Genomic DNA, 19,555 nt, shown 5'->3' with positions numbered 1-19,555 from the left:
ACTGACGATGACGGCGACCACCGGCAATCTACTGCGAGACGTACCAGTTCACGCATCGGCGGAGATCTTTGCAGATCTGATGGCATGGCAGGCGGCGGGTCGGGTGCGCATCGAGCGCATTGTCTCGAACGGCCAGGCCAGCGCGCCCGACTTCTGGTACGACAGCACCGACGACGAGTGGGTGCTCGTGATCAGCGGCAGTGCCGCCGTGGAAGTCGACGACGGCACGACGCACACGTTGGGCGCCGGCGACTGGCTTCATTTGCCGGCCCACTGCCGCCACCGCGTGGCAAGGACCGACGCGGCACAGCCGACCATCTGGCTGGCGATCCACGTCTCCCCAACGGCCACCTGATCCGCCTGACACATCTGATCTGCCGCGGCGCTTGCCGGATGCCCTTATGATGGGGGGACATCACCGAGCGGAGGCTTCGGCTTGTCTCATTCATTCACGCGGTTCGCCCTCCGGCAATGCCGCATCCTTGGCGCGCTGTTCGTGCTGCTGGTCATGGCCTGTGGCCCGGCTGCCGGTGCCGACACGCTGCGCATCGGCTCCAAGCGATTTACCGAGTCCTACATCCTGGGCGAGATCCTGAGGCAGGTTGCCGAGCCGCACGGCCCGGTGCGATATCTGCCAGGGCTGGGCAACACCGCCATCGTGTTCCAGGCGCTCCAGGCCGGCAGCATCGACCTATACCCGGACTACACCGGCACGCTTGCCAGCGAGATTCTGAGACTGCCGGGTACCGCCACGCTGGAGCAGATCAACGCCGCGCTGGCGCCGATGGGATTGGGCGCGGCCATCGCGCTCGGCTTCGACAATACCTATGCGATCGCGGTCTCCGATGCCCAGCCAGTCAGCCTGCGCGCGCTTGGCGACCTTGCGGGGCAGCCGGATCTGCGGATCGCCCTGTCGCATGAGTTTCTTGGCCGTGCCGATGGCTGGCCCGCGCTCAAGCGCGCGTATGGACTGCCTCAGCGACCATCGGGGATCGATCATGGCCTCGCCTACGAGGCATTGGCGCACGGGCAGATCGACGCGACCGACATCTATTCGACTGATGCCAAGATCAGCAAGTACCACCTGCGCGTGCTCGAGGACAACCAGCGCGTGTTCCCGCGCTACGAGGCGGTGATCGTCTACCGGCTCGACGTGCCGGCGCGTCATGCGGCGGCGTGGCAGGCACTGCGGCGTCTGGCCGGCACCATCGGAACGCAGGACATGATCGCCATGAATGCGGCAGCGGAAGTCGATGGGAAGACGTTCTCTGCTGTGGCCCGGAATTTCCTGTCCGGGCATCCAGGGGTATCGGTGAACGGTGTGGCGAGATCGGATCAGCGCGACAACCTGGCGGCGATGTTGACGAACGCGGAGACCGGGCGCCTGACGGCCCGGCATCTGGCGCTGGTCGGCGGCTCGGTGGGAGCCGCCACGCTGGTCGGCGTGCCGCTGGGTGTGGTGGCTGCGCGCCGGCGCCGGTTCGGTCAGGTGCTGCTGGCCCTGGTCGGTATGCTGCAGACCATCCCGTCATTGGCGCTGCTGGCGATGCTGATACCGGCGCTGGGCCGTATCGGCATCTGGCCGGCACTGGTCGCGCTGTTCCTCTATGCCTTGCTGCCGATCGTGCGCAACGCGTGCACCGGCTTGCAGGAAGTGCCGGCGGGGATGCGCGATGCTGCCCTGGCACTGGGGATGCGGCCGTTGCAAGTGCTATGGTACGTGGAGTTGCCGCTGTCCCTGCCGGTGCTGCTGGCCGGTATCAAGACCGCGGCCATCATCAGCGTAGGCACGGCGACCATCGCAGCATTTGTCGGCGCGGGCGGGTACGGCGAGCGGATCGTGACCGGACTGGCGCTGAACGACGCCACCCAGCTTCTCGGCGGCGCGATCCCGGCCGCGGTGCTGGCATTGGTGGTGCAGGGTGGCTTTGGTCTGGCCGAATACTTGCGGGATCGAAAGCGCGCACGCATGGCGAAATTTGGGTAACAATGCGGTGTCCCCGAGGTGCATCACAACAAGAACGGTACCGCGATGCGTGGATTCGCAATCGGATGGCTGGCATGGATGACGTGGCTGTCGGTGAGCACCGCATGGGCGGCGCCGCCCGCTGCTTCCCAGGCGCAGGTAGAGCGCGGCCGCTACCTGGCGCGCGTCGCCAATTGCGTTGCCTGTCACACCGCCGAGGGTGGGGCGCCGATGGCCGGCGGGTTGCCACTGCAGACGGGCGCCGGCACCGTCTACTCCACCAATATCACGCCTGAGGCCAGTACCGGCCTGGGCCGCTATTCGCTCGACGACTTTGACCGTGCCGTGCGGCGCGGCGTGGCCCGTGACGGCCGGCGCCTGTATCCCGCCATGCCGTATCCGTCGTACGCGCGTATGACGCGGGACGACGTGGCCGCCGTGTATGCTTGGCTGCGCGCCGAGGTCAAGCCGGTAGCGCAGACCAATCGTGATGCGCAGATGCGCTGGCCATACAGCATGCGGTGGCTCATGGTGCCGTGGAACTTGCTCCATCTGGAGGAAGGGCCGATACCGGCCAGCGCCGATCGGGGCGCGGCATGGAATCGCGGCGCTTATCTCGTCCAGGCCGTGGCGCACTGCGGCGCCTGTCATACCCCGCGTGGCACGCTGTTCGGCGAGAAAGGGACCGATACACGCAGCCGCGACTTTCTGTCCGGCGCAACGGTCGAGGGGTGGTCGGCCACGAACCTGACCGGCGACATGCTGACCGGGCTTGGCGCCTGGTCGCTGGCGGAGATCGTCGAATACCTGCACACGGGGCGCAACGCCCATGCCACGTCGTTCGGACCGATGTCGACGGTCATTGCCTCGTCAACCCAGTACATGACCCCCGGCGATCTCGACGCCGTGGCGACCTATCTCAAGTCGATCCCGGGCGCGCGCCGGGAGGTAGAGCCGTTCCGTTATGACGCGACCGTTGCCACGCAACTCGAGCAGGGGCGGTTCGATACCGCTGGGGCACGCCAGTACGCGACCTACTGCATGCCGTGCCACAACGCCAGCGGCAAGGGCTACGCGCGGGTATTTCCGCCACTGGCCGGCAACCCGACGGTGGTGGATCCGAATCCCGCATCGCTGGTGAACCTGCTGCTCAATGGCGCCGTCACGGCGCGGGTCAACACCGCGCCCACGGACTACCACATGCCCGGCTATGGCTGGACCATGGAAGACCAGGAACTGGCACATTTGCTGACCTTCATCCGCAGCAGCTGGGGGAATCGCGCCGCGCCCGTGACGGCGCAAACCGTGGCGGAACGCCGCAAGGCAACAGGAAAGCAGGCGACGAACGCACGATGACCATAACTCGCAGAGACTTCCTGAATGGTACGGCGCTGACGATTGCCGCCGGGCTCGCGCCGGCCAGCCTGCTGCGTGCTGCGGAGGCGCAGGGCCCTGCCTATCCTCCCGCACTGACCGGCCTGCGTGGCAACCACCCCGGTACGTTTACGCTCGCGCACAGCCTGGCGCGGGAGGGTGCGAAGTATCCGGGCGTGCTGGCGCGCGAATCTTATGATCTGGTGGTGGTAGGTGGCGGCATCGGTGGGCTGGCTGCGGCGTGGTTCTACCAGCAGCGCTTCGGTGGCAACGCGCGCATCCTGATCCTCGACAACCACGATGACTTCGGCGGTCACGCCAAGCGGAACGAGTTCACGGTGCGTGGCCGCACGCTGGTTACCTACGGCGGTAGTGCCGAGATGCCGCCGTCGGCCAGCGACAACGCGGCCGTGCGGGCGTTGCTGGCGGGGCTCGACCTGGCGCCGACGATCCAGGCGCGCCCCGGGGACGACTATGCGCGGCGCGGCCTTGGGCGTGCTGTGTTCTTCGATGCCGAACATTTTGGGCGCGATCAATGGCTGGCTGGCGATCCGTTCGCGGCGCTGGTCGACGCGCGCAACGCCGGGATGCGTCCAGCACTGGACGATTTGGGCGCCTTCCTGAACGCCGCGCCATTGCCGCCAGCCGACCGGCAGGCGCTTCAGCGTCTTGCGCAAGGTGAGACTGACTATCTGTCAGGCATGGCTGGCGAGGCGCGCGCCCGTTACGCGCAATCCACGCGCTATGCGGTGTTTCTGCGCGAGAAGGCCGGGCTAGGGCTACCGGGGCTGCGGTTCCTGCGCAGCCGCAGCCAGGACGCCTACGCGCTCGATGCCGACGGCATTACGGTGGCGCAGGCCATCTCGATCGGATTGCCGGCCGGTGCCGGCATGGCCGCCCCGGCGATCGACCCGAGGCTGGGCAAGTCACCGGCGTCGCGGCTCTGGTTCCCGGACGGCAACGCCACGCTGGCGCGAGCGTTGGCGAGCAAGCTGGTGCCAGGCGTGGCGGCGGCGCAGGGGCAGGAAATCGTCGGCGCGCGTTTCGACTACGGCAAGCTCGACCGGGAAGGGAATCCGGTGCGTATCCGTTTGAACAGCACCGCCATCGCGATCGAACCCGACGTGCGGATCACGCGCGTGACCTACGGGTGGCAGGGCAACCTGCAACGCGTGGAAGCCGCGCACGTCGTCGTGGCCGGCTACGACATGATGGTGCCGTTCATCCTGCCTTCCTTGCCGGCGCCAGCCAAGGCCGCGCTGCGCTCGTGCGTGAAGGCGCCGCTTGTCTACACCAAGGTGGCGCTCGACAACTGGCGCGCGTTCGATGCGCTGAAGACGTGGCGGATCCATGCGCCGACCATGGCCTACTCGGACCTCTGGCTCGAATCCGCGCCGGGCGGCAAGGATGACCCGGTCGTGCTCCACATGCTCTATGTGCCGACCGTGCCCGATAGCGGCATGTCGGCCCGCGAGCGGTTCCGCGCCGGTCGTGCCTTTCTGCTTGGTACGCCGTTCGAGGCGCTCGAGCGCGATATCCGCACCCAGCTCGACCGTATGCTGGCGGCGGGCGGATTCAAGTCCGTCCGGGACATCCAGGGCATTACCGTCAATCGCTGGGCGCACGGATACAGCTACATGCCATCCGGGTTCGCGCCCGACGACGCAAACCTGCAAGTTGCGCTGGAGCAGGCAGGGCGGGGCGTGGGGAACATCCGCATTGCGGGGGCCGATACGGCCGGGAGCCCGTCGGTGACAGCAGCGATCGAGCAATCGATGCGGGCGGTGGGGTCTCTCAATCCCAAGGCCTGAGTGAGTGAGGGGGGCGGGCCAGCGCAACGGCCTGCGTCCGTCATGCGCTGACGCGAGGCGCAGCCGGCGCACGACCTGGCCGGTCGCGCGCTCAACTCGCCAGATGTGGTCAACCCATAACAAACTTTTGCAGCAGGCGCCGGAATTCGTCGAACTCTTCGGGCGTGAATGCCTTCAGTCGCTCATTCAGCACTTCCGGTGCGATCGACGGGATCTCTGCCGAAACAAGTCTGCCCTTGGAGGTCAGGGTCAGATTCACCACGCGACGGTCGTCGATGCTGCGACTGCGCTCCAGCAGGCCTTTTTCCTCGAGCCGGTCGAGCATGCGCGTCATCAGGCCGCTGTCGATGCCGAGCAGCTTGCTGATCTCAAACGGCGTACCCGCCATGCCGCGGGTCAGCGCCAGCAGGATGCCCATCTGTTGCCCATTGATGTCCAGGGGACGTAATGCGGAATCCATTTCCAGAAGCAGGCTGTTGCGCGCCTTGTTCAGGTGGAAACCAATGCTCTGGGTGAGATGGAAGTTCTCGGGTGTGTAGTGTTTCACTATCGTGTCCTTTTTCGATGATCGAGAGACTTGTGATGCAGACACTTGCCGAAAAGAAGTCTGGCGAATTCGCGACAGAATGGGAATTTAGTTTTGTTGTGAGTCGATGTAGAAGAAATGAAATTGAGTGCGATTTCCCAAAACCGCCGTCTGGCGCGGATGTCCGGTCATTGGAAATGCCCCAATTGGGGTATTCGAAAAGGTGCGCGGGGAAAAAAATCTAAATTCTGCGGACGAGAAAGTTCATCACGCATAGCGCCGCGTCGCGGGTGTTGCTCCGGTACAGTCGCGGATAAATCAGAAAAAGGGATCGAAGTGTCACTCTATTCGACCCCGGCAAACTGAGTAAGGGGGCGGTGTCCCGCAGAGGACCGTCGTTGCCGGTTTCAATATGACATCTGGAAAATGACGCGCGCGATTCTGATATCTGCATTGGCGCTGCTGGCTGCTGCCGCCGGATCGCCGGTTTATGGACAGGCTCAGCCCGAAGATCAGGGCCAATCTCAGTCTCAGACGCAAACGCAATCACAACCGCAGGCGGAATCCACAAAACCGTCCGAATCCGCCAAGCCGGCGGACCAGATGCAGCCTCCGGCAAAGAAGAAACTGACGTTCTTCGATCCGGAGGACGGCAAGCTCGACATGAGCGACTTCCTGCTCAATCACAAGGGCGCGCTGCCGGTGCCGACGATCATCACCGAACCGGCGGTGGGTTACGGCTTCGGGCTCGGACTGCTGTTCTTCTCCGAATCCATGGCGGATGCGGCCGCCGAGGCCCGGGCCAGTGGCAAGGGGCCGGCGCCGCCGAATATCACGGTGCTGGGCGGTGCCTATACCGATAACGGCACGTGGGCGGCCGGCTTCGGGCATTTCCACACCTGGGATGGTGATCGCATCCGTTATCTGGGCGGTATCGGCAAGGTGGACGCCAATCTCGAGTACTTCGGTGTCTCGAACCAGCCGCGATCCTATGAGCTGAGCGGCTTCGCGCTGGTGCAGCAGGTGCTGATCCGGGTGGGCGACACGCACTGGTTTATCGGTCCGCGCTACGTATTTGCCGATACGTCCGCGACCTTCAAGTTCGGCAACTCTGCGCAGGAACTGGGCAGCTTCGAGCGCGACCAGCGTATCGGCAAGGGCGGTATCGTCATCGACTACGACTCGCGCGACAACATTTTCTATCCGAACAAGGGCACCTACGCCGAGCTGGAAGCGCAGTTCGCGCGAGCCGGCTTCGGCAGCACACAGACGTTCGACATGTACAACGCGCGTGGCTTCACGTGGATTCCGGTGGCTCGCACGCTGATCCTCGGCCTGCGCGGCGATACGCGTTTCTCCACAGGTGATGTGCCGTTCTACGCGCAGCCCTATGTGGACCTGCGCGGTGTGCAGAAGGGGCGCTATCAGGACCGCAACGCCGTAATGACCGAAGTCGAACTGCGCTGGGACGTCACGCCGCGCTGGTCGCTGCTGGCGTTCTCGGGCGCGGGCAAGGCGTACGGGCGGTGGAACGATTTCTCCGATGCGTCTACCGTGGTCAGCGTCGGTGGCGGTTTCCGCTACATGATCGCCCGCAAGCTGGGCCTGTCGATGGGTATCGACGTGGCGCACAGCCGCGACCAGAATGCGTTCTATATCCAGGTGGGCAGCGCGTGGCACTAGCCGGGCAAGCGTGACGCCACCGATGCTGAAACGGGCCCATACGGGCCCGTTTCCTTATGCTACGGCCGGGAAGTCCAGGGTCGTGTCGTTGACGCGATTGATCATATTGGTGAACAGGATCGCGCTGATGGCCTGAATGGCCTCGACGATCTGCCCATCGCTGTAGCCGGCGGCGCGTATCGCGTCCAGGCTTGCAGCCGGTACCGTGCCGCGCGTGCTCACCAGTTCCACCGCGAAGCGGGTTAGCGCGTCAATTTTTGCGTCCTCTGGGTAGCTGCCCCGACGAAGCTGGCGCATTTGATCGCCGGTATAACCGGCCATCTTGCCCGTCAGCGTATGTGCGGCAAGGCAGTAGTCACAACCGCTGTGCTCGCTCACGGAGAGGTTGATGGCTTCCAGTTCGCGTGCCGACAGGTTGCCCTTCTTGAGCGCCGCATTCGTCTGCAGCGCCTGCGCGAGCACAGCCGGCGCGTTGCTGCCGATCGTCGCGTAGGCGTTCGGCACCTTGCCGATCGCACCGCGGAGCGCGCCAAAAAGTTCGGCGGTCTGGCCGGTGGCGTCCTGGACGGCGATGGTATGCAGGCGGGTGGTCATGATCTTTCTCCTTCGTGTCACGGGTATCGGGGTTCGGAGGCGCCGGTATGTGGCAACGCTTCCATGGACTCCATGGTAGGTGCGAGTGCGATTCGCATGGATTAGAATCGGCTCATCTTTTTGCTCGATCGTCTCACATCGGGGCGTGCTCCATGGACAGCCTTAGCGAACTCGTGCGCCTGCTGGCACCAGCCGGCACGGTGGACCTTCATTGCCGCGTGGCGGGTGCGTGGTCGGCCCACAATGAACAGGCGCCACCCGGTCACGTGCCATACCACGTGATCCTGGATGGACAGGCCAGCGTGCAGGTGGGCAAGGAGACGCTGCAGGTTGGCATGGGCGATGTGCTGCTGTTTCCGCATGGCGCCGCCCATACGTTGCATGGCATGCAGGGCGGCCGGCGCAGGGCGGCGGAGTCGCGGCAGTTCAACGGGGTGGTGACGGAAGTGTCGGTGCCGGGCGCGGCGGCGCCGCTCGACATCCTGTGCGGCACGTTCGTGCTTGGCAGCGCGTCCAAGGTTCTGCTGAGCGCGTTGCCGGAGATGCTGTGCGTCGGCACAAGAGGCAACGGCGATGGTGAAGGCGAGGGCGGCGCGGACGATCTGGCCTGGCTGCGCGGCCTGATCGGCATGATGCATGTGGAAGCGGAGCGCCCCGGCCCGGGTAGCGCTGCGATCATCGCCGATCTCTCGACCGCGCTGTTTACCGTGCTGCTGCGCACGCTGATCGCCCAAGGGGGTGTTTCGCAGGGCGTCATTGCCTTGATGGCTGACCCTCGGATGGCACGCGCCGTCGACGCCGTGGTCCGGGCGCCCGAGCAGCCGTGGACTCTCGATAGTCTCGCTCAGGTTTGCAACGTGTCGCGCGCCACGCTGGCCCGTCGCTTCTCGCAACTGGGCATGACGCCGCTGGAATTGGTGACGACGCTGCGCATGGAACGCGCCGCGCGGCTGCTGCGCCAGGATGATCTGTCGGCGGCGGCCGTGGCCGAGCAGTGCGGATATGCGTCGCAGGCGGCGTTCGGCCGCGTTTTCACGCAGCAGTTTGGCATCGGGCCGGGCGCATACCGGCGGCAGCATCGCGCGCTGCGCCATGGCGCCCGAGACCCCATTACTGATTTGACTCCAACTGGATTGACGAATGCCATCCGCGACCAGACCCAATGACAACTGGGATGACTACCGGTACTTCCTGGCCGTTGCCCGGTCGGGCACGCTCTCCGCGGCTGCCGAGCAACTCGGCACAGAGCACACGACGGTGGCACGCCATATCCACGCACTCGAGCGGACGCTCAACACGCGTCTGTTTCACAAGAGCCATACGGGCTATGCGCTGACAGATGCGGGTGAGCGGCTGCTGGCCACCGCCGAGACGATCGAAGGCGCGCTGCTTGCCTCCAAGGCCGCGGCGGCTGGCGAGCAGGAGATCGCCGGCATCGTGCGGATCGGCGCGCCCGACGGCTTCGGCAGCATGTTCCTGGCGCCGCGTATCCATGCGCTGACCGAACGGCACCCCAGGCTCGAGGTGGAGATCTTCGCCGCCGCCCGGATCTTCAGCCTGACCCGCCGCGAAGCCGATATCGCCATTGGCCTGTCGGGTGCGGAGCATCTGCGTGTGGCGTCGCGACGACTGACCGACTACCGCATGTTCGTCTACGGGACGAAGTCGTACCTGAAGCGCGCTGCGCAGATTCGTACCAAGGCAGACCTCGCGCAGCATCCCTTCGTCGGCTACGTGGAGGAATTGCTGTTCTCGCCCGAACTGAGCTTTTCCGGCGCGGTCGGCGTCGAGCTTCCGGCGCGTGTGCGCTGCACGAACCTGCTGACCCAGGTTCACGCCACGCTCTCCGGACATTGCCTCTGCATCATCCCGGCTTACGTGGCGGCGGATTTCCCCGCGCTGGTGCCGGTGCTGCCCGATGCCGTGGCCGTGACGCGCACCTTCCACATGCACGTTCACGAAGACCACTGGAAATCGGCGCATGTGCGTGCCGTGGCCAACTTTATCGCCGAGGAAGTCGAGGCGAATACCGGGCTGTTCCTCGACGGTACGGGCTGATCGGTCACTGTAGTGAAAGGGCGAGGTTGTGCATCTTTGCACAACCGATGCGGATTTGCGGCCTGTCGTTGTGCACGATCTCGGCGAATAATTGGCGCATGTCAGGTTTGCTGCCCACCGCCATGTCCGCCCCCGCCTCCACGTCCGCGTCTTCTGCCAGTTCCGCCAGTACCGCCATGTCCGCCATACCTGCCGGCTCGCGCCACCTGCGCACGCTCACGCAGGTTGGCGGGCTCCTCGCCGTCTGGTTTGCCGCCGATTCGCTCACCCGGGCGTTCGGGTGGTCGATGTCGCCAGGTGTGCTGGGGCTGCTGGCCGTGCTGGTCCTGTTGCTGTCCGGCCGCCTTCAGGTCGGCTGGGTCAAGGATGGGGCCAACTGGATGCTTGGCGAGCTGGTGCTGTTTTTCATCCCGTGCGTGGTGGCCGTGATCAACTATATGCCGCTGTTCCGGCGCGAGGGCGTCCAGCTGGTCATCGCCGTGACGGCAGGCACGGTGCTCGTTATGGCCGCCACGGCGCTGGCGGTCCATGCCGGCTGCCGGCTGGAGGCGCGGCTGGTGCGGGCGCGCTCGAACGGAGAACAGTGAGATGCCTGCGCTCTCCGGCTTGCATCTGGCCCCGCCCGTGGCGTCGTTTCTCTGCCTGGCATGGACCGTCGCGCTGTACTTCGCTGTCAAGCCGTTGTACCAGCGCCTGCCACGGATCTGGCTGTCGCCGGCAATCGTCGTGCCGGCGCTGACCATTGCGCTGCTGCTGATCACCGGCATTCCCTACGCCGAGTACGTTGCCGATACCCGGTGGATGGTCTGGCTGCTCGGACCGGCCACGATCGCGTTCGCCGTGCCGATCTATGAGCAACGCGAGATCGTGCGCCGTCACTGGATCGCGCTGGCGCTTGGCGTGATCGCCGGGATGCTGGTGGCGATACTCAGCGCGCGGCTGCTGGCCGATGCATTTCATTTCAGCAGCGAGGTGTCGAGCAGCCTGATGGCGCGCTCCGTATCCACGCCATTCGCTGTGGCCGTCGTCGCCCATACGGGCGGGTCCGCCGAACTGGTGTCGCTATTCACCGTAATGACCGGGCTCGCCGGCATGATCGTCGGGGACACGGTGCTTGGCCTGCTGCGCCTGCGCTCGCCCGTGGCGCAGGGTGCATCGCTTGGCACGGCCGCGCATGGTTTCGGCACCGCGCGCGCCCGGCAGCGTCACGCCGAAGAGGGTGTGGTCGCCAGCCTGACGATGGTGCTGGCCGGGGTGCTAATGGTCATCGCCGGCCCAACCTTGACGGGCTGGGTCACGGCGTTGGTGGGCTGAGGCTCCCTGGTTTCAGGTTGACGGCGACAGTCGACCCGTAGTCCATCTCAGGCCGGATCGAATACCCGCCCGGGGTTCAGGGTGCCCTTCGGGTCGAGAGCTGCCTTGATCGTGCGCATCAGCGCGAGCTCCGCAGGTGTGCGCGAGTTGCCGAGGTAGGGCTTCTTGTGGATGCCGATGCCATGCTCCGCCGACACGCTCCCGGCGAACTCGCGAACGATGGCATAGGCTACCGCGTCGATCTCGGTTTCCGGGAACGCCGCCGCGTCCACCCCAGGCAGGTGCACGCTGAAGTGCAGATTGCTGTCGCCGACGTGTCCGAAGTTCACCAGTTCGGCGCTCGGCCATCGTTCCAGGATGGCGCTACGCAGTGCGTCGGCGAACCGCCCGATGCTGCCAATCGGCAGGCTGACGTCGAAGGCCGCGTTGGGTGCCCACATTTGTGGAAACTCGGCCACCGCATCGCGCAACTTCCAAAAACTCTCTGCTTCCTTACCACTCGCGGCCACCGCAGCATCGACAATCAGGCCGTCTTCCATCGCACCTTCCAGCATCCGTTCGAACGCGGCGGCATCGGCATCGGCGTCGCTGCCTTGCAGGTCGAGCAGCACATAGAACGGATGCCCTGCCGCAAGCGGTGCGCGTACGCCCGGAACGCGCGTGGTGACTAGCGTGTAGTAGTCGGCCCACATCGCTTCGAAGGCAGAGACACGGCCGGAAAGCGCGCGCTGCGCATGGCGCAGCAGACGCACCACATCGTCGAAACTGTTCAGCGCGCAGAGCGCCGTTTGCGTGGCTGACGGCAGCGGTGCGAGCCGCAGGACCGCGCGCGTGATCACGCCGAGCGTGCCTTCGCTGCCCACGAAAACCTGGCGCAGGTCGTAGCCAGCGTTGTTCTTGAGCATCTTGTTCAGTGATGTCAGCACGGTGCCATCGGCCAGCACGACTTCAAGCCCGAGTACCTGGTCGCGCATCATGCCGTAGCGGATCACGCGATTGCCGCCCGCATTGGTGGCGATATTGCCGCCGATCTGGCAGCTGCCGCGTGCGCCGAGATCCACCGCCAGCAACCATCCGGCCGCGCGAGCGGCTTCCTGTGCCGCCTGCAGCGTGGTGCCCGCCCAGATCGTCATCGTGCCAGCTTGCTCGTCGATCTCTTCGACGCCACGCATCCGTTCGAGGGATAGCACGATCTCGCCTTGCCCGGGCGTCGCGGCAGACGCCAGGCCAGTCAGGCCTCCCTGGGGAACGACTGGCTGGCCATGCCTGTGGCATGCGGCAAGGATGGCCGCGACGTCCGCCGTCGTACGCGGCCGCACGACGGCCAGAGGCGGGTTACCCAGCGGCGCGTACCAGTCCTTGCGGAAGCGTGTGTCGATGGCGTCGCCGGTTTGCAGGCCGGCAGGGTCGAGGATCGCGGCGAGTTCGGAGAGGAGGGCGGGTGTATTGGACATCGAGTAGCAGAATGGAAAGGGTCAGCGTATGCCGCGCGACAAAACCTGATCGTAGGAATCCATCACGTCAACGTAAAGTGCCATTCGTCGCCTTCGTGATGGCACCAGACATCAAGCGCCGCTCCACGCCTCTGCGTTGATCCTCGCGGCAATCGGCTTTGGCGGCTCCTGGGTGCGCGCCAGATGCTCCAGGGCGGGCTCGATGACTTCGGCCAGTTTGCGAAAGGCAGGACCGATCTCGGCTTCGGGCACGCACGCGTAGCCGAGCAGCAGCCCCTGTTGCGTCGCCGCCCCCTCGCTGTAGTAGCGCGATAGCGGCCGGGCCGACAGCCCCTGCGTGCGCGCGGCCATGCTGATGCCGAGATCATCGGCGCCACGCGGCAGATGCATCACCATGTGCAGGCCGGCCTCATGCGTGGATGTGGGCCAGTCGGCGCCGAAGCGGTCGGCGATGGCTTCGCGTAACAGCGCCTGCCGCTGCGCGTACCGCTGACGCATCCGGCGGATATGCGTGGCGTAGTGGCCTTCCTCGATGAAGTCCGCCAGCACCGCCTGCTGCACGAGCTGGCCCTCGCGATAGAGCTCGGACAGCCCCGTGGCGAAGTGCGGCGCCAGCGGCTTGGGCAACACCATGAATCCCATGCGTATGCCCGGGAAGAGCGTCTTCGAGAACGTGCCCATGTAGATCACGCGATCGTTGTCATCGAGCCCCTGCAACGACGCCACCGGCCTGCCTTCGAAGCGGAACTCGCTGTCGTAGTCGTCCTCGATGATCCACGCACCGCGCTGCCGCGCGTATTCGAGCAACATGCGTCGGCGCGAGAGGCTCATCATCATGCCAAGCGGATACTGGTGCGAAGGCGTGACGAAGATGAAGCGTGGCGGATTCTGTAGCGTCGCGGGGCTTGGCGCGATCCCTTCGTCGTCGACCGGTACCGGGATTGGCTCCACGCCCGCGCTTGCCAGCAGGCTGCGTGTGCCCCAGTAGCCGGGATCCTCCATCCATGCCTTGTCGCCGGGGTCGGCCAGCAGCCGGGTGGTCAGGTCCACGGCCTGGTGAATGCCGGTGGTCAGGATGATCTGGTCTGGCTCGCAGCGCACGGAACGCACTAGACGCAGGTGTTCGGCCAGCAGCTTCTTCAGCGGCAGGTAGCCGCCGTGATGCGCGTACGTCAGCAACTGCGGGCTTGGATTGCGCCAGTGCTTGTTCAGCAGGCGCGCCCAGACCGCGTGCGGAAACAGCGAGACATCAGGCACGCCCGCGACGAACGCGCCCCATTGGCGATCCGACGCGCTGGCGTGGGACACCAGATGCTGCCCCCGTCGCGACAGCGCGAATCGGTTTGGGTGTTGCTGCACTGCGGGCACAGTGATGGTGCCATTCGTCGCACTCCCGTTGTGCAATGCACGATGGTCGGGAACCGTATGCGACACGAAGGTGCCACTTCCGGTGGATGCGGTTACATAGCCTTCGGCCAATAACTGCTCGTACGCATACAGGACGGTGTTGCGCGAGACGCCGATTTCCTTGGCCAGCAGGCGCGACGCCGGCAGCTTGCTGCCCGCTGGCACAGCACCTGCAAGGATCTCCTGACGGATGATGGCGTAGAGCTGTCGGTTCATATGCTCGCCCGATTTGCCGGTGACTGCACCAGCGGGGCGCTCAAGTCGCTGAAGCAGCAGGTCGGAAAGAATGGTCTCTTTCAAAGTGGCTCCGGGCAAAAAACAGGATATGGACCTACCGATGGTACCAACCATCGGATAATTTTCCATCCGTGCTGATGCTGTTTTTTTTCGATGTCCCCATCGCGGAGCCCCCATGCCGAATGCAGCCACCGTTGCGTCTCCTGAATCGACAACGCTCACCACGCAGGCGATTGCCGATGCCGTGCGCGCACTCACGCCGTACATGGTGAAAACCCTGAGTGACTTCGTGGCGGCTGAGAGCCCGTCGGGTGCGGAGCAGCCCGCGGTGGACTTCATGGACGGTGCGCTGCGCGAGCTTGGACTGGAGTCGGAACGCATCGTCCTGAACACGGCGCAGCTGAAGGACATGCCGTTGTTCTCCACGCCGTGCTGTCCCGATGGTGGGCGCTACAACCTGCTGGCTACACATCGTCCGCGCGAACGCGGTGGCCGCTCGGTACTGTTCAATGGTCACCTCGACGTGGTGCCAACCGGCCCCGATTCGATGTGGCGCGAGTCGCCGTTCAAGTCGTATGTCGAGGATGGCTGGCTCTACGGGCGCGGCGCAGGTGACATGAAGGCGGGCATCGTCTGCGCGCTGGCCGCGTTCAAGGCACTGAAGGAACTGGGTGTGCAGCCTGCCGGCAACGTCGGATTCAACGGCGTGCTGGAAGAAGAGAGCACCGGCAACGGCGCGCTGGCCACGGTGGCTTCGCTGCGTAGCGCGGTGGGCGCGGGCAAGCTCGCTTCGTTCGACACGGTGTTGATCCCCGAGCCGCTTGGCGAAGCCCTGATGAGCGCGCAGATGGGTGTGTTCTGGATGTATGTGGAATTGACGGGCCGCCCCGCCCACGCCGCGTACATGACCACCGGCGTCAATCCCGTGGAGGCTGGCATCGCGGTGATGGAGGACCTGCGTTGTCTCGAAACCGAATGGAACCTGCCGGAGAAGCGGCCCGCCGCCTATCGCGACCACGCGCATCCGATCAACTTCAACCTGGGCCAGATCCACGGCGGCGAATGGAACTCATCCGTGCCATGTACCTGCACGCTTGGTATCCGCATCGGCTTTTATCCGCAGATGGATGTCAACGATGCCAAGGCCATCGTTGCCCAGCGCGTTCGTGATTCGCTGGCGCGTCTGGGTAGCACGCTTGACCTGAACATTCGCTACGAAGGCTTTCACGCGCCCGGCTGCGAATTCGATCTCGATAACGCGCCGATGCTGGCGCTGGCCGAGGCGCACCGCAAGGCCCACGGCAATGTGCTCAAGCGCCAGGCCACCACGGCTACCACCGACGCCCGGCACTTCCGCATCACGCTCGATACGCCTGTTACCTGCTACGGCCCCGAAGCTCGCAACATCCACGGCATCGACGAATCGGTGTCGATCGAAAGCATGGTGCGCGTGGCCACCACGTTCGCACAGTTCATGCACGACTGGTGCGGTGTAGAGCCGGCCGCCGACCAGACCTAGAAACCGGTTTTCCCTCGTTGCTGTACCGCCTGGGCAAATGCGCCACCACGTGGTGGGGCGTTGCCCGTTGCCCTCGCTTGTCCCAAGAAAAGGAAACGACCGATGAAACGCATCACTGCCAGCGTCCAGTCGCGCATCAGGGGGAGCCTGATGTCGATGGCCTTTGTTGCCGCCGCCAGCCTCATGGCTGGCACCGCGCTTGCCCAGACAACGGGCGGCACGCTGTCCGGCATCGTGCAACCCGAGCCGCCGATCCTGGTCAGCGCGCTGAACTCGCAGGCACCCACGCAGTACATCGCCGGCAAGATCTATCAAGGTCTGCTGACCTATGGTCCCGACCTGAAGCCGCGCCCCGAACTGGCGAAGTCGTGGCAGATCTCGCCCGACGGCCTGACCTACACGTTCGAACTGCAGCAGGGCGTGAAGTGGCACGACGGCAAACCTTTCACCTCTGCCGACGTGGTGTTCTCGATCGACAAGATGCTGCGCGAGGTACACGTGCGCACACGCGCCGTGATCAACAAGTACATGGCGTCGATCCGCGCGGTCAACGACAGTACCGTCGAGATCAAGCTCAAGGAGCCGTTCCCGCCGTTTATCTCGATGTTCGAAACCGGCACCATGCCGATGATGCCGAAGCACATCTACGACGGCACCGACTACCGCAACAACCCGGCCAACCAGAAGCCGGTGGGCACCGGCCCGTTCATGCTCAAGGAGTGGAAGAAGGGCGCCTATATCAAGCTGGCCAAGAACCCGAACTACTGGAAGAAGGGCAAGCCGTACCTGGACGAGCTGGTGTTCTACGTGATCCCGGACTCGGCATCGCGCGCGGTGGCGTTCGAGAAGGGTGACGTGCAAGTGCTGCGCGGTGGCGACGTTGACAACGTCGACGTCAAGCGCCTGCGCGCGCTGCCCAACGTCGAGTACACGACCAAGGGCTGGGAAATGTTCGCGCCGATGACGAGCCTGCTGCTCAACGAGCGCAAGCCGCCGTTCAACAATGTGAACGTGCGCCGCGCCGTGATGCACGCGCTGAACCGCAAGCTGATTGTCGACAACATTTTCTTCGGCATGGGCAAGCCGGCCGTGAGCCCGTTCTCGTCGAGCACGCTGTTCTTCGACAAGAACATGCCCACCTTCGACTTCAGCATCAAGAAGGCGCGCGAGGAACTCAAGGCATCTGGCGTGGACGTCAGCAAGTATCCGGTGAAGATCCTCTCCACGTCATACGGCGCCAACTGGGACCGCCTGGACGAGTACATCAAGCAGATGCTGGAGCAGATCGGCTTCAAGGTCAGCATCGAGTCTGCCGACGCCGGTACGTGGTCGTCGCGGGTCAGCAACTGGGACTACGACATGACCGTGACCTACACGTACCAGTACGGGGATCCGGCACTCGGCGTGGAACGGCTGTACGTGACGCGCAACATGGTCAAGGGCACGCCGTTCGCGAACGTTCAGGGCTACAGCAACCCGAAGGCTGACGATCTGTGGGCCAAGGGCGGCAACACCATGGACCCGGTGGAACGCCAGAAGCTCTACAGCGAACTGCAGCAGATCCTTGTGAGCGAGGTGGCCAATGCCAACCTGTTCGAGATCGAGTTCCCGACGTTGTATCGCAAGAACATCAAGAACCTCGTGACCACGGCCATTGGCCTGAACGAGTCGTTCGACAACGTCTCGATCGAGAAGAACTGATCGCGCCGCCAGGCTCCCCGGTGACAAGTCGCCGGGGAGCGGCGGGGATGTGCACGCGGAGGTTATCGTGAATTTTCTGTCTTTCTTTCTATCCCGGCTGGTCAAGGCTCTGGTGGTGGTGATCGGCGTGGTCGTCATCAACTTTTTCCTGATCCGCATGGCGCCCGGCGACCCAGCCACCGTGATGGCTGGCGAAGCTGGCGCTGGCGATGCCACCTATGTGACGCAGTTGCGTGAGCAGTTTGGGCTGGACCAGCCTGTGCTGACGCAACTGGGCATCTATCTCAAGGGCGTGGCGAAGCTCGACCTCGGCTACTCGTATCGCAACCACCTGCCGGTGCTGGACCTGATCCTTGATCGTCTGCCAGCCACCTTCTTGCTGATGAGCGGGGCATTCCTGTTCTCGATTGTGGTGGGGGTGCTGCTGGGCGTGATTGCGGCGCGGACGCGCTACGAAAACCGCCGGCGCTGGATCGACAGCGCAGTGATGTCCGGCGCGTTGCTGCTGTACGCCACGCCGCTGTTCTGGCTCTCGCTGATGGCCATCATCCTGTTCTCCGTAGTGCTCGGCTGGTTGCCTGCTTTCGGCATGGAGAGCGTCGGGGCCGGATACACGGGACTGGCCCGCGTGCAGGATATCGCGCTCCATCTGGTGCTGCCGACGATTTCGCTGGGCTGCTTCTTCATGGCTGTCTATGTGCGACTGACGCGGGCTTCGATGCTCGAGGTCATGGGCATGGACTTCGTCAAGACGGCGCGCGCCAAGGGTGTGCCGGCCCGCCGTGTGATCCGCGTGCATGTGCTGCGTAACGCGCTGCTGCCCGTGATCACGTTCGCTGGCATCCAACTCGGTCAGATGGCCGGTGGCGCGGTGCTGACCGAAACCGTGTTCTCGTGGCCTGGTATTGGCCGGCTGATGTTCGATGCGCTGCTGCAACGCGACTACCAGTTGCTGCTCGGCATCTTCTTCGTGACCTCGGCGCTGGTGGTGTTCTTCAACCTGGTGACCGATGTGATCTACCGCTTCATCGACCCCCGCATCGCCATCGGCGGCAAGGAGGCCACGGCATGAAATCGTTCTTCAAGCGCTATTGCCGCAACTACGGCGCCATGATCGGCCTGATCGTGCTGCTGGCGGTGGTTGTGGTGTCCTTCGTCGCGCCGATGCTTTACGAAGAGTCGCCCTGGATGATGGTGGCGGAACCGCTGATGAAGCCGTTCGCGGACATGGCCTATCCATTCGGCACGGATATGCTGGGCCGGGACATCACCGCTGGGCTGCTGTATGGCGCGCGCGTGTCGCTGCTGGTCGGGGTGATCTCCACGGCGGTGGCGCTGGTCGTCGGCGTGCTCGTGGGGTCCGTGGCGGGGTACTGCGGTGGCCGGATCGACGACGCGCTGATGCGGGTGACCGAGTTCTTCCAGACCATTCCCCAGTTGGCCATGGCAGTGGTGATCGTGGCCATCTTCAATCCGTCGATCTACTCGATCGTTGGCGCGATTTCGGTCGTGTCGTGGCCGCCAGTAGCGCGTCTGGTGCGTGGCGAGTTCCTTTCGCTGAAGCAGCGTGAGTTCGTGCAGGCCGCGATTGTGATCGGCCAGCGTCCGCTGCGCATCATCCTGACGCAGATCCTGCCCAATGCGATGTCGCCGATTATCGTTTCGGCGTCGTTCATGGTGGCCACCGCCATCCTGACCGAGTCGGCGCTGTCGTTCCTGGGGCTTGGTGACCGCAACATGATGAGCTGGGGCTTCATGATCGGCGCCGCGCGCACCATGATCCGCGAAGCCTGGTGGATGAGCGTCTGGCCCGGCGTGGCAATCCTGCTGACGGTGCTGGCGATCAACCTGATCGGGGAGGGGCTCAACGATGCCCTGAACCCGCAACTGCGCCGCCGCGGCGAGTAAGGA

18 protein-coding genes are annotated in these 19,555 nt (G+C 64.7%); 13 read left to right on the top strand and 5 right to left on the bottom strand.

The window, feature by feature from the left end; translation table 11 throughout:
* Positions 1–7: 7 nt before the first annotated feature.
* The 4 genes from D769_RS22150 (at position 8) to D769_RS22135 (ending at position 5,151) form a co-directional block, all read left to right on the top strand.
* Entirely contained in the window at positions 8–355 is a 348-nt protein-coding gene (locus D769_RS22150) for a cupin domain-containing protein (RefSeq protein WP_008649647.1), read from the top strand.
* Between the two features lie 153 nt (positions 356–508).
* Entirely contained in the window at positions 509–1,987 is a 1,479-nt protein-coding gene (locus D769_RS22145; RefSeq protein ID WP_241227894.1) for a glycine betaine ABC transporter substrate-binding protein, read from the top strand.
* An 18-nt stretch (positions 1,988–2,005) separates the two neighbouring features.
* Entirely contained in the window at positions 2,006–3,322 is a 1,317-nt protein-coding gene (locus D769_RS22140; RefSeq protein WP_008649645.1) for a cytochrome c, read from the top strand.
* Positions 3,319–5,151, top strand: coding sequence for an NAD(P)-binding protein (locus D769_RS22135; RefSeq protein WP_008649644.1), 1,833 nt, complete (start codon positions 3,319–3,321; stop codon positions 5,149–5,151). The genes D769_RS22140 and D769_RS22135 overlap by 4 nt, the downstream gene beginning before the upstream one ends.
* Positions 5,152–5,260: 109 nt before the next feature.
* On the opposite strand, the gene D769_RS22130 is transcribed toward D769_RS22135, so the two are convergent.
* On the bottom strand, positions 5,261–5,698 hold the full coding sequence (locus D769_RS22130; RefSeq protein WP_008649643.1) for a MarR family transcriptional regulator: 438 nt from the start codon (positions 5,696–5,698) through the stop codon (positions 5,261–5,263).
* Positions 5,699–6,280: 582 nt separating this feature from the next.
* On the opposite strand from D769_RS22130, the gene D769_RS22125 reads away from it, so the two are divergent.
* Entirely contained in the window at positions 6,281–7,360 is a 1,080-nt protein-coding gene (locus tag D769_RS22125; RefSeq protein WP_234818993.1) for a BamA/TamA family outer membrane protein, read from the top strand.
* Between the two features lie 54 nt (positions 7,361–7,414).
* Here the strand turns inward: D769_RS22125 and D769_RS22120 are convergent, their stop codons facing one another.
* Positions 7,415–7,954, bottom strand: coding sequence for a carboxymuconolactone decarboxylase family protein (locus tag D769_RS22120; RefSeq protein ID WP_008649639.1), 540 nt, complete (start codon positions 7,952–7,954; stop codon positions 7,415–7,417).
* Between the two features lie 152 nt (positions 7,955–8,106).
* On the opposite strand from D769_RS22120, the gene D769_RS22115 reads away from it, so the two are divergent.
* Both D769_RS22115 and D769_RS22110 read left to right on the top strand, forming a co-directional pair.
* Positions 8,107–9,120 (top strand): AraC family transcriptional regulator, encoded by a 1,014-nt coding sequence (locus D769_RS22115; RefSeq protein WP_008649638.1) that lies wholly within the window; start codon positions 8,107–8,109, stop codon positions 9,118–9,120.
* On the top strand, positions 9,095–10,012 hold the full coding sequence (locus D769_RS22110) for a LysR family transcriptional regulator (protein WP_008649637.1): 918 nt from the start codon (positions 9,095–9,097) through the stop codon (positions 10,010–10,012). The genes D769_RS22115 and D769_RS22110 overlap by 26 nt, the downstream gene beginning before the upstream one ends.
* Positions 10,013–10,016: 4 nt before the next feature.
* Here the strand turns inward: D769_RS22110 and D769_RS32775 are convergent, their stop codons facing one another.
* On the bottom strand, positions 10,017–10,190 hold the full coding sequence (locus D769_RS32775; RefSeq protein ID WP_008649635.1) for a hypothetical protein: 174 nt from the start codon (positions 10,188–10,190) through the stop codon (positions 10,017–10,019).
* Here D769_RS32775 and D769_RS22100 point away from each other — a divergent pair.
* Together D769_RS22100 and D769_RS22095 are read left to right on the top strand one after the other, a co-directional pair.
* A complete protein-coding gene (locus tag D769_RS22100) occupies positions 10,189–10,599 on the top strand; it encodes a CidA/LrgA family protein (RefSeq protein WP_008649634.1) in 411 nt (136 codons plus the stop codon). The genes D769_RS32775 and D769_RS22100 overlap by 2 nt on opposite strands.
* 1 nt (position 10,600) lies before the next feature.
* Positions 10,601–11,326: an LrgB family protein gene (locus D769_RS22095; RefSeq protein ID WP_008649632.1), complete on the top strand. Its 726-nt coding sequence runs from the start codon at positions 10,601–10,603 to the stop codon at positions 11,324–11,326.
* 47 nt (positions 11,327–11,373) lie between these two features.
* On the opposite strand, the gene D769_RS22090 is transcribed toward D769_RS22095, so the two are convergent.
* Positions 11,374–12,780, bottom strand: a complete 1,407-nt coding sequence (locus tag D769_RS22090) for an FAD-binding oxidoreductase (RefSeq protein WP_008649631.1) — start codon at positions 12,778–12,780, stop codon at positions 11,374–11,376.
* A 111-nt stretch (positions 12,781–12,891) separates the two neighbouring features.
* Entirely contained in the window at positions 12,892–14,487 is a 1,596-nt protein-coding gene (locus D769_RS22085; protein WP_008649629.1) for a PLP-dependent aminotransferase family protein, read from the bottom strand.
* A gap of 112 nt (positions 14,488–14,599) precedes the next feature.
* Here D769_RS22085 and D769_RS22080 point away from each other — a divergent pair, with 112 nt between their 5' ends.
* From D769_RS22080 to D769_RS22065, 4 genes are all read left to right on the top strand, one after another.
* Entirely contained in the window at positions 14,600–15,943 is a 1,344-nt protein-coding gene (locus tag D769_RS22080; RefSeq protein WP_008649621.1) for an ArgE/DapE family deacylase, read from the top strand.
* Between the two features lie 156 nt (positions 15,944–16,099).
* A complete protein-coding gene (locus tag D769_RS22075) occupies positions 16,100–17,644 on the top strand; it encodes an ABC transporter substrate-binding protein (protein ID WP_234706969.1) in 1,545 nt (514 codons plus the stop codon).
* Positions 17,645–17,711: 67 nt separating this feature from the next.
* On the top strand, positions 17,712–18,716 hold the full coding sequence (locus D769_RS22070; protein ID WP_035882108.1) for an ABC transporter permease: 1,005 nt from the start codon (positions 17,712–17,714) through the stop codon (positions 18,714–18,716).
* On the top strand, positions 18,713–19,552 hold the full coding sequence (locus D769_RS22065; protein WP_008649614.1) for an ABC transporter permease: 840 nt from the start codon (positions 18,713–18,715) through the stop codon (positions 19,550–19,552). Before D769_RS22070 ends, D769_RS22065 begins: the two co-directional genes overlap by 4 nt.
* Positions 19,553–19,555: the final 3 nt, after the last annotated feature.

The organism is Cupriavidus sp. HMR-1 (genome assembly GCF_000319775.1).
GTDB lineage: Bacteria > Pseudomonadota > Gammaproteobacteria > Burkholderiales > Burkholderiaceae > Cupriavidus > Cupriavidus metallidurans.
The sequence above is the reverse complement of the archived record's forward strand: the minus strand, read 5'-3'. Positions and strand labels throughout refer to the sequence as shown.